The organism is Caenimonas sp. SL110 (assembly GCF_001044395.1).
GTDB lineage: Bacteria > Pseudomonadota > Gammaproteobacteria > Burkholderiales > Burkholderiaceae_C > Ramlibacter.
The window spans coordinates 1-9,353 of record NZ_JANU01000017.1 but is presented as its reverse complement, the minus strand read 5'-3'; the positions used below and the strand labels follow the sequence as shown (position 1 = coordinate 9,353).

Below are 9,353 nucleotides of genomic sequence, written 5' to 3'. Positions count from 1 at the left end.
GCCCGGTCCTCCAACTACCGCTGCTCTAAAAATCTCCGGACACTAGTGGGCTTGACCCGCAATCCATGTTTGATCGAGCACGGCTGCCGCTACGCGGTGGATGCCGGATCGAGTCCGGCATGACAACCGGTGGTCGCTTAGCTGGCCTTGCTGCCCGTTGTCTTCTTCTCGCCACCGCCTTGCGCAGCGCGCTTGCTGGTTGCGCTGCCGGTGCCCTTGGCCTGTGCCGAGGATTTGGACTTCGGCTCGGATGACGACTTGGTGGTGCCCGAAGAATCGGAAGACTTGCTGCTGCGTGATGCCATGAGAATGCTCCTTGGTAGTTGGACTTGCGAGCCGCCCGGTGCGGCGTGAATTGAAGATAGCGCCTGGCATCGGGCGGCCTGTCGTCATTCGCGTTCACCGCATGTCAGACAGGCCGCACTCACAGGCACTTCAGCCCGCACGCATACGCACTTCAGCCCGCCTCGAGTTCCTGCTGCCGCTCGAACATCTGGTCGGCCAGAGATAGCAGGTCCACATCGGGCGCTGCCATCGCCTTGGAAAACAGCATGTCGCGTTCATCCTTGACGTGGTTTTCGATCGCCACATTCAGCTCGGCCACCAGCGTGTCCATCGCAGCGTTGGCCTTGCCGATGCCGCGAATATCGGCAATCAGCTGTTTGGCCTGCTGGTGTTCGGCCAGTGCCTTGTCCAGCAGCGCGCCTGCGTCGGGCAAGGCCTTGCGCAGGGCCGGATAGAAGATCTCTTCTTCTATCTGTGCGTGAACCGTCAGCTCGTCGCAGATCTTCATCGCCAGGGCGGTGCGCTGCCCGGCCGTCTTGCCAGCAGCGGGCTCGGGCAGCACGGCCAGCCGCGCATAGTCCACGAACAGGTGCTTGACGGCGATGTGGTCCGCGTCGAGCAACTCGCAGGCGTCCTTATCGGAGATGTCGGACATCACTGAATCCTCGGAGTTATCGGAATCATCTGAGTCATTGGGGAGAGGGTTGTTTGTCTTGTTCATAGCAGTGGCGGGTCCATTTCGCGGCCGAAGTGGCGATGCTGGGTCATGGCGTCGATGAAGTCGTCGAGGGCTTCGGTTGCGTCGGCGGCTTCGGCGACGATCAAGCCGGTGGGGCCTTGCACCAGGCTCTTGTCCAGGCTCACCGGAAGACCGGCGAGCGCGAGCAGTTCGATTGCGTCACCCAAAGCCAGGATCGGCTTGCAATGGCGGAACTGGTCCTTGATGAATTCCACCGTGTGCCCGTCCTGCGAGAGAGCGGCGAGGGCTTCGGCGCCATCGCCAATCACCAAGGCATCGAACAGGAAGCCGGGTTCGTTTTCCATCGAGGCATCGGCTTCCAGTGCGTCGCCTGAGGCCGTGGGAATCGGCCCGATGCGCGGTCCGACCAGTCGGGCCACGACGCCTTCTTTTTTCAACGCAGCTTGCGCCTGCTTCACGAATTCGCCTTCAATGCCAGGGGCAACGAGGATCGCAACCTTGCGACCGGCGAGCGACCCGTTGCCGGGGCGATGCAGCAGCGACAGCGAAGGCGACTTGAGCACCTCGGGCGTGGCAACTTCAGGCAGTGCGAGCGGCAGGGCATCGGGCACCGGATTCATGCCCAGTCCCTTGGCGACCTTCTGCGCGAGCGCTTCGGACGCATTGCGCAGCATGGCAACCGTGCGCTCGCGGATCGCAGGCACCGTCACCTTGGACAGCTCGAACCTGAACGCGTTGGCGATGTGGTCCTGCTCCACCGGCGTCTGGCTTTCAAAGAACAGCGTGGCCTGGGTGTAGTGGTCGGCAAATTTCTCGGGCTTGGCGCGCACCTTGCCCTGGTCCTCCTTGCTGGAGATGCTCGCTGCGACTGACACAAATCCCTGCGCGGCACCAGCCTGGAACGGGCAGCCTCCTGCAAGCGAATTCGGTTCGTACGACACGCGGCCGCGCGGGATGGCCTGGCGATGCATGCCATCGCGCTGGTTGTTGTGAACCGGGGCGATGGGGGCGTTGATTGGTATCTCGTGGAAGTTGGGACCGCCCAGTCGGCTGATCTGCGTGTCGACATACGAGTGAATGCGGCCTGCCAGCAGCGGGTCGTTCGAAAAATCCAGGCCCGGGATGATGTGCGCGGTGCAAAACGCAACCTGCTCGGTTTCGGCGAAAAAGTTGTCCGGGTTCCGGTTGAGCACCATGCGGCCCAGCGGACGGATCGGCACCAGCTCTTCGGGCACGAGCTTGGTGGCGTCCAGGATGTCGAAGCTGAAGGACTCGGCCTGCTCCTCGGTGAAGACCTGCACGCCCAGTTCGTACTCGGGGTAGGCGCCCGACTCGATGCGGTCCCACAGGTCACGGCGGTGATAGTCGGGGTCGGCACCCGAGATCTTGACGGCCTCGTCCCAGACCAGCGAGTGTGTGCCGGCCATCGGCGTCCAGTGGAACTTGACGAAGACGGAGGTGCCTTCGTCGTTGACCATGCGGAAGGTGTGCACGCCAAAGCCCTGCATGGTCGCGTAGCTGCGCGGAATGCCGCGATCGGACATCACCCACATCAGCATGTGCGTGGACTCGGGCATGAGCGACACAAAGTCCCAGAACGTGTCGTGCGCGCTTGCGGCTTGCGGCATCTGGTTGTGCGGCTCGGGTTTGACCGCATGCACGAGGTCAGGGAACTTCATCGCGTCCTGGATGAAGAACACCGGCATGTTGTTGCCCACCAGGTCCCAGTTGCCTTCATCGGTGTAGAACTTGACGGCGAACCCGCGCACGTCGCGTGCCGTGTCCTTGGAGCCGCGCTCGCCCTGCACCGTGGAGAACCGCACGAAGACGGGCGTGATCTTTCCTTTCTCCCTGAAAGGCGCGGCGCGGGTCAGGTCCGTCGCGGCGTCATAGGCCTCGAAGAATCCGTGGGCGGCGGAACCGCGTGCGTGGACGATCCGCTCGGGAATGCGCTCGTGGTCGAAGTGCGTGAGTTTCTCGCGCAGGATGAAGTCTTCGAGCAGGGCAGGGCCGCGCACGCCGTACTTCAATGAGTTCTGGTTGTCCGCGATGCGCACGCCCTGGTTGGTCGTGAGCATCTGGCCGCCAGAGTCGACGCGCACCCGGTCGAGCGGCTCTATGGTGGAGTTCACGCCTTCGGGCGCGACGCTGCCTGCTTTTTCGGATGTGTTCTCTTCAGAGAGCGTGCTGCCGGTTGGCAGGCGCGATTGCGGCTGGACGGTTGCGCCGGGTTGCGGCGCCAGGCCATTGGCAAATCCGTGCTCGTCGGGCTTGCTTGAATTGAACGGCATGGCAGCTGCCAGGTTTTGTGTTTGTGCTGCCTGTATCTGCAGTGCATCCGTGGATGAGGCAGGGGCCGGCTTCTTGCTTTTCGGCATGTGTTTCCCTTGTGGGTTCGAACGGCAATAGCGCCGCTGACAAGGGTAGGAGCGCCAATCTCACAGGCGCGTAGGACGGCTTCGATACAGCGCGTCGTTCACAGCACGCGCCGCAATTTCACGGGTGCGTGGGTGGCGGCGCAGGGCTTGCCTGAGCCCGAGGTATCCGGACAGTGAATGTCGTGCCGCTGTCCTGCGTGGATGTGACGTGAATCGATCCACCATGCGCCAGGCTTGTTTCCCTCGCAATGAAAAGTCCCAGGCCCAGGCTGGTCCGTGGCCGGCCCGGCAACTCACCGTCAACGGGCAACTGAACCATGGCACTGAAGATCGACTGCAGCGCGTCGGGCGGTATCGCGGGGCCCTGGTTGGTGACCGAGATGGTGACGTCCTGCGGCAATCCGCTCACATCCAGGACAACGCTGGAGCCGGGGCTGCGGTACTGCGCGGCATTGGTCAGCAAGTTCACGATGACCTGCTGGAGCCGCACGCTGTCAAACGAGCCCGCCAGGTCGCCCGTGAAGGACGACTCAAAAACGCATTCGGGATTTGCCGTTGCTGCATCGTGCAGGGCCGCCTGCGCAATGTCGGTCATATTGGCCGGCTCTGGCCGCATCGGCATCTTGCCGCCGAGTTGCGTGCGCGAATATTCCAGCAGGTCATTGACCATCGTGGACATGGTGGCGGCGCTGCGGGTGAGGCGCTTGCCCGCGGCCACGTTGCCATCGGCAGACGTCGATCGTTCGAGCAAGGCCCCGGTCATGCTGATGGCCGACAGGGGTGTTCGCAGGTCGTGCCCCAGGATGGCCAGGAAGCGTTCACGCGTCTGGGTGTAGTGGTCGGAGAACGTGACCGCCGACTCGGCCAGCGCCTGATCGACCGCCTCGTTGAAACGGACGAGTTCCTTGTGGACGTCTTCGTTGAACTCGCCGATTTTCGGCAGCCAGAGTCGAAGGACGCTCGCTCGAAGGGCGCGGAACTCCGCGGTGAGCTGGACCAGGGAGAAGCCGCTGACTTCGCGCAGCGTGCCGTGGATGGAAGCGGCGCTCTTGTCGAGCTTGGCCGGGGCATCGCCATGCGACTTCGTGCGAGCCTGCGCTTCGCTCTGCAGGCTTTCGATGTCCAGGGCAATCGCCTTCACGATCTGCAGGGCGTGATCGCGCAGGTCGGCGCTTGTCATCAGTTCGGCGGCAGGCTCCAGTGTCCTGGCGAACGCTTCCCACTCGACCAGGATCGCTTCGGAGTGGGTATTGAGGAATGTGGAGAGCTTCAAATGGACTTCTTGCTCATCCGGTCGCACGCGATTGGCGGGTCGGTGCGAGGGATTTCGTCGACGGCGGATAAGGACATCGACGCAGGATACGCCGGTCTGGGCAAATAAAGCTGCAGTCTCGCCCGATACCTGCCACCATGGGCCTTCATGGCTTCCATGCGCAGAAAGTTTCTATCAACACATATATCTGGTGCGCAGTCGGCGCTGGAATCGGCTGGCTTCTTGGCACGGTACTGCGCAAGGGCGCGAGCAGGACAGAACTGGTGGAGTCCATCCTGGTGGGAATCTTCGGGGCGTTTATCGGCGGCGAGTTCCTGGCCGCGCAGTTTCATGGCAAGAGCCCGGGTGTCCCCGGCTTTGCCATGGGACTGGGGCTGGCTGTCGCAGGCTCGGTCGTCATGCTGCTGCTGCTGGGTGTGATGCGCAAGGCGGTAGGTCCGATGAAGGCCGGCAAGAGCAAACAGAAGAACCGCAACTAGCGATGCAAAATGGCGGATCGGCACAGAAAGGGGCCCGCCATGCCGCAGTCAACACACAACTTCGAACATTCCGAAGCCTGGGATGAAGAAATGGACGAGCTCGAAAGCAGGCTCGAATCCATGGTCGTCGCAACCAGCGATCACCGCGACGAGGCCATACCCCACGACCTGCAGCGCATGCTGAAAGTGCTGCGCGAGCAGATCAGGATGGATGTGGTGTTCGTTTCCCGGTTCGAGGACGGCCAGCGCAAGTTCGTCGCGGTCGATACCGATCCCGGGCAGGCCGTGATCCAGCCCGGCATGTCGGACCCGATCGAAGAGAGCTGGTGCCATCACATCGTCCAGGGCCGCATGCCGCGGTACATCCGCAACGCCCGCCCGCTGGTGCGTGACGGCAAGTTGCCGCACACGCCGCTGGAGATCGGCACCCACCTCAGCGTGCCCGTCGTCATGAGCGATGGCAACGTGTACGGCACGCTCTGTGCGTTTTCGATGCACGTGCATGAAGACAAGAACGAAGAAGACGTGCGTCGCCTGCAGAATATCGCCAGGCTGGTTTCGCAGCGGATCGGGTCGATCTAAGCGGTGCCATGCTTGCGGCCGGGCCGCTGCGATTGCTAGGGGAGCAGTACCGAGACCAGCTCGGCAACGATTGCGAGATCGCTTTCGCTACGCGGCAACAGCACGATTGGACGAAACGAATCGTCGGTGGAATTTGGCGAGAGCACGATCTTCTTGTGTGTCCAGGTTCCGCCCTCGTCGGTCTTCTCGCTGGAATAGACCTTTATCGTGTAGTTGCCGCCGGTCTCCGGATCGGCGATGTCCCGGTGCTGCGCGAGGACCGTCTTGCCATTGCGCGAACCACCGGGGTTCGCCCGAAAAACACACCAGGATCCGTTCGGAATCCGCCTGTTCATTGATTCGCCGACAACCTGGGCGATGAAAATGTTGGGGCCGAGCGGGATGCCGTCACCGCATGCCCACTGCGTCTCTTCATGGAGGTCAAGTGTCTGGCCCTCGGAAAACGCTCCGGCGGCAATCTTCAGGGGAAGCACAGGTACGCAGTTGCGGTACTTCTGGACATCCTGATGAGCCAGCACACGAAACGGACGGCTATCTGTGATTTGGGGCCGTATCTGTTGGGCCGGCAGTGGTTGGTCGACACTGCGGGTTCCGCATAGTCTGCTCTTGAAGTACGTCGACGTCTCCGGGTCGGTGCAATAGATGTAGCAGCCCTTCATGCCTCGCGACATGAGCGTTCGATAGGTGTTCTTGATGATGGAATCGGCAAGCGCTGCCGCGCGAACCGGATCCGACTTCGCCATCGACTTGATGCCCTTGAGCGACATGTCGGATCGGGCTCGCTTGCTCGCATCGCAGACAACCTGTCCATCGCGCACGATGAAGTCATCGCCGACGATGACGCCGATGTAGTCGACTTCCAGGCCCTGGCAGGTATGGATGCATCCGATTTCGGCAACCGATGTGGGCGACACGATCCAGAGGCCGCCGTCCTGCGTCAAGTTCCAGCGCGCCTTGAAGTCATGATCCGGCATCACGATGTCGAATGCATTGCGATCCGTCTTGCTCGGCCACGGCCAGCAATATCCGGCGACCATTCGAGCGCGGTTGCGCTCCTGGTTTCGCGCGACGATCAAGGCTCTGAGCTCAGTGGGCGTGTCGACAACCCGAAAGTCGAACTCCGCCACATCCAGGGTGACATTGGCGGTATCGCGCACCTGAAGGTTGTGATCCAGCCATGCCAGGTAGCCGTCCGAGCCGTTGCAGCGAAACTGCGACGAAAGCGTCATTTCTTCGACTTGCGCACCCAGTTGGCCGGCCCAGTGCCTGATCGCAGACTTGCTGCCGATGTCCTTGAGCGTGACCCGCTGCGACTCGTCAATGAAGAACACCGAAAAGCGCGATGCCTGAATCAACTCCTTGACCTGGTTTTCTCCCAGGTTCGAATAGAGGCCAGACTTCTCATTGAGCCGATGCGCCTCGTCCACGATCAGTGCATCAAAGTCATCTGCGATTGCTTCGGTAAAACTGCCTGATCCGGTGAACATGTGCGAGATCTCGGTCTTGCGGAAGTGGCCGGTCAGCCGCGTCTGATACACCTCACGCGGCGCGCTGTTTTTGGTGACGTATCGAACCGTCATGCGCGAATCGGTCAAGCCTGCGAGGAGATTGATGGCTACGACCGATTTGCCGGTTCCTGGTCCGCCATCCACGATGAGAACCCGTTTGCCCTTCTTGGCGACCTTGCGGGCTTGCTGCATGGCAGTCTCGTAGACCAGCTTCTGGTCATCGATGAGAACGAATTCCTGTTTTCCGGTGAGCATGCCCACAAGGCTGTCGGCCAGGCTTCGTGAAGGGCGAATACGTCCGCCTTCGATCAGGTAGAGCGCCTGGCCCTTGTCGCCCGTACGGACGTGCTTGCGGATGAAGTCCTGCAGGCGCTGCCTTTCCAGGGAGCCGTGCAGGAATAGTGGGGCATTTGCAATGTGCTCCTTGTAGAACGCGTCGTTGATGGCGCCCCCACTCTCCGGGTGATTGTGCAAATACGCACAGGGCATCAACTGTATGTTGCCGTCGTACACCGCCTCGTTAAAACCTTTGAGCAATGCGGCATAGGACCAGGCTTGGTACGAAGGGTGAGGTACTTCTTTCTCGCCCCCGGAAAAACGGGTGGTCACGACTCCATCCTTGGTCGTCCTGCCCGCAGATTCCCACTGCTTCAACTCGACGATGATCACGCAGGACTGATCGTCCGCGGTCTTGCCGGTCAACAGAAAGTCGACCCGCTTGGCCGATTGCGGAATTGTGTACTCGATGGCGACACCGCAGTCGTCGGGGATCGAATCATCGTGTAGCACCCGTCCCATGTACACGAGCGACGAGGCCCACGACTTGACCTCCTGACGGGAAACCTTACCGCCGGTGCGCTTGAAGTACGACTCCAGCACCACTGCTTCAATGTCGTTGGTCTGGACATCCTGGAGGAACTGCTTCTTTTGAGCCTGGTAGATGATCACGTCACAGTTCCGTGTACTTCTTGCTCGAACCCCTGGCTCTGTCCGCTGGGTACTTGGCCGCATTCTTGGCCATCTTGGCGTTCAACGCTGAAGCCAGATCGATTTCCAGGTCGTGCGCCATCAGCAGGGTGTAGTACAGGATGTCTGCCAGCTCGTCGGCCAGTTCGGCCTTGTGAGTGGTCGCAGTCTGGGCCGTGGCCTGCGCGTCTTTCCACTGGAACAGCTCAAGCAGTTCCGCACTTTCGAGCATGAGCGACAGCGCCACGTCCTTCGGATTGTGGAATTGCTTCCAGTCGCGCTCATCACGGAACGCCACGACTGTTGCAGCAAGCGCTTCCAGGTTCGACATTCATTTCCTTTCGACGCAGCTGCGTCACACGCTGCATGCTAAGCGCTTGGGGTCGCGTGTAGTCCACAAATGCATGTAGTAGCTATACTGTACAAATCAGCTATTTCAGGAAGACGCATGCTCACGGTCACGTCGGTTGAGGCGCAAAACAACTTCGGTCAACTTCTCGATACTGTGCAGCGTGAGCCGATCACGATTACAAGGCGAGGGCGCCCCGTCGCCATGCTGATGGCAGTTGGAGCGTTCGAAGAGCGACTTGGGTCTCGCGACGCGACGCGTGCAGCCATTGAAGCCATCACGACGTTTCGCGGAGCCGGCAAGGGCGGCACGGTCGAGCAGCTCTTTGCCGACCGGCGCGCGGAAGCCGTCCACGAGCCGGTCGCGCACTACGCGGTCAAGCGTTCGACAAAGCCCAAGCCGGCACGCGCGACTAAGGCCGGGAAGGCAGGCAAGTGAGTGGTGTGGTTACTGCGACGCGCTACGTTCTTGATACATCTGCGCTACTGACCCTGCACAACGAAGAACGCGGCAGCGATCGGGTCGCCGCGATACTGGTGGCCGCTGCCCAGGGCACCGCAGAGGTCTATGGATGCTTCATCACGCTGATGGAGGTGTTCTATCGCGTGTGGAAAAACGAGAACCAACGGGCTGGCCGCGCGGCCTATGTTCAATGTCAGCAACTGCCCATCACCTGGGTGCATGAAAGCCCCGCCTTGCTTGAGCGCGCGGCCGGCATCAAGGCGGTGCATGCGCTTTCGCTTGCCGACGCATGGATAGCAGCAACAGCGATTGAATGCGAGGCAACTGAACCGCCCCGGTATTTGAGGAGGCTCCATTCTCTGAGAGGATTG

At 61.2% G+C, this 9,353-nt stretch carries 10 protein-coding genes; 4 read left to right on the top strand and 6 right to left on the bottom strand.

The annotated features are described in order from the left end of the window. Window positions 1-137 precede the first annotated feature (137 nt). The 4 genes from AQ12_RS23015 to AQ12_RS11405 all read right to left on the bottom strand — a co-directional run bounded on the left by AQ12_RS23015 (window position 138) and on the right by AQ12_RS11405 (window position 4,636). Window positions 138-305, bottom strand: coding sequence for a hypothetical protein (locus AQ12_RS23015; protein ID WP_161799023.1), 168 nt, complete (start codon window positions 303-305; stop codon window positions 138-140). Window positions 306-457: 152 nt separating this feature from the next. Next, window positions 458-940 (bottom strand): hemerythrin domain-containing protein, encoded by a 483-nt coding sequence (locus AQ12_RS11415; protein ID WP_048440042.1) that lies wholly within the window; start codon window positions 938-940, stop codon window positions 458-460. Between the two features lie 62 nt (window positions 941-1,002). Next, a complete protein-coding gene (locus AQ12_RS11410; RefSeq protein ID WP_048440041.1) occupies window positions 1,003-3,363 on the bottom strand; it encodes a catalase in 2,361 nt (786 codons plus the stop codon). A 118-nt stretch (window positions 3,364-3,481) separates the two neighbouring features. Continuing rightward, a complete protein-coding gene (locus AQ12_RS11405) occupies window positions 3,482-4,636 on the bottom strand; it encodes a sensor histidine kinase (RefSeq protein WP_048440040.1) in 1,155 nt (384 codons plus the stop codon). A gap of 137 nt (window positions 4,637-4,773) precedes the next feature. Between AQ12_RS11405 and AQ12_RS11400 the strand changes: the two genes are divergently transcribed. Both AQ12_RS11400 and AQ12_RS11395 read left to right on the top strand, forming a co-directional pair. Continuing rightward, window positions 4,774-5,115, top strand: coding sequence for a GlsB/YeaQ/YmgE family stress response membrane protein (locus AQ12_RS11400; protein ID WP_048440039.1), 342 nt, complete (start codon window positions 4,774-4,776; stop codon window positions 5,113-5,115). A 39-nt stretch (window positions 5,116-5,154) separates the two neighbouring features. Next, complete coding sequence (locus AQ12_RS11395) at window positions 5,155-5,697, top strand: GAF domain-containing protein (protein ID WP_053076686.1); 543 nt, start codon at window positions 5,155-5,157, stop codon at window positions 5,695-5,697. Window positions 5,698-5,732: 35 nt separating this feature from the next. Here the strand turns inward: AQ12_RS11395 and AQ12_RS11390 are convergent, their stop codons facing one another. Together AQ12_RS11390 and AQ12_RS11385 are read right to left on the bottom strand one after the other, a co-directional pair. Then, complete coding sequence (locus AQ12_RS11390) at window positions 5,733-8,153, bottom strand: DNA/RNA helicase domain-containing protein (RefSeq protein ID WP_048440038.1); 2,421 nt, start codon at window positions 8,151-8,153, stop codon at window positions 5,733-5,735. Window position 8,154: 1 nt separating this feature from the next. Beyond that, window positions 8,155-8,502: a nucleotide pyrophosphohydrolase gene (locus AQ12_RS11385; RefSeq protein ID WP_048440037.1), complete on the bottom strand. Its 348-nt coding sequence runs from the start codon at window positions 8,500-8,502 to the stop codon at window positions 8,155-8,157. Between the two features lie 117 nt (window positions 8,503-8,619). Between AQ12_RS11385 and AQ12_RS22480 the strand changes: the two genes are divergently transcribed. Both AQ12_RS22480 and AQ12_RS22475 read left to right on the top strand, forming a co-directional pair. Continuing rightward, entirely contained in the window at window positions 8,620-8,958 is a 339-nt protein-coding gene (locus AQ12_RS22480) for a type II toxin-antitoxin system Phd/YefM family antitoxin (RefSeq protein WP_082151548.1), read from the top strand. Further along, window positions 8,955-9,353 (top strand): PIN domain-containing protein (locus AQ12_RS22475; RefSeq protein ID WP_202967499.1); only part of this gene is annotated, 399 nt, incomplete at its 3' end. The genes AQ12_RS22480 and AQ12_RS22475, both read left to right, overlap by 4 nt.

Bases quoted from the DNA above. Each gene is read 5' to 3' on its own strand.
- AQ12_RS11395 (WP_053076686.1), top strand. From the start codon at position 5,155: ATGCCGCAGTCAACACACAACTTCGAACATTCCGAAGCCTGGGATGAA.
- AQ12_RS11410 (WP_048440041.1), bottom strand. From the start codon at position 3,363: ATGCCGAAAAGCAAGAAGCCGGCCCCTGCCTCATCCACGGATGCACTG.
- AQ12_RS23015 (WP_161799023.1), bottom strand. From the start codon at position 305: ATGGCATCACGCAGCAGCAAGTCTTCCGATTCTTCGGGCACCACCAAG.
- AQ12_RS11400 (WP_048440039.1), top strand. From the start codon at position 4,774: ATGGGCCTTCATGGCTTCCATGCGCAGAAAGTTTCTATCAACACATAT.
- AQ12_RS11415 (WP_048440042.1), bottom strand. From the start codon at position 940: ATGTCCGACATCTCCGATAAGGACGCCTGCGAGTTGCTCGACGCGGAC.
- AQ12_RS11385 (WP_048440037.1), bottom strand. From the start codon at position 8,502: ATGTCGAACCTGGAAGCGCTTGCTGCAACAGTCGTGGCGTTCCGTGAT.
- AQ12_RS22480 (WP_082151548.1), top strand. From the start codon at position 8,620: ATGCTCACGGTCACGTCGGTTGAGGCGCAAAACAACTTCGGTCAACTT.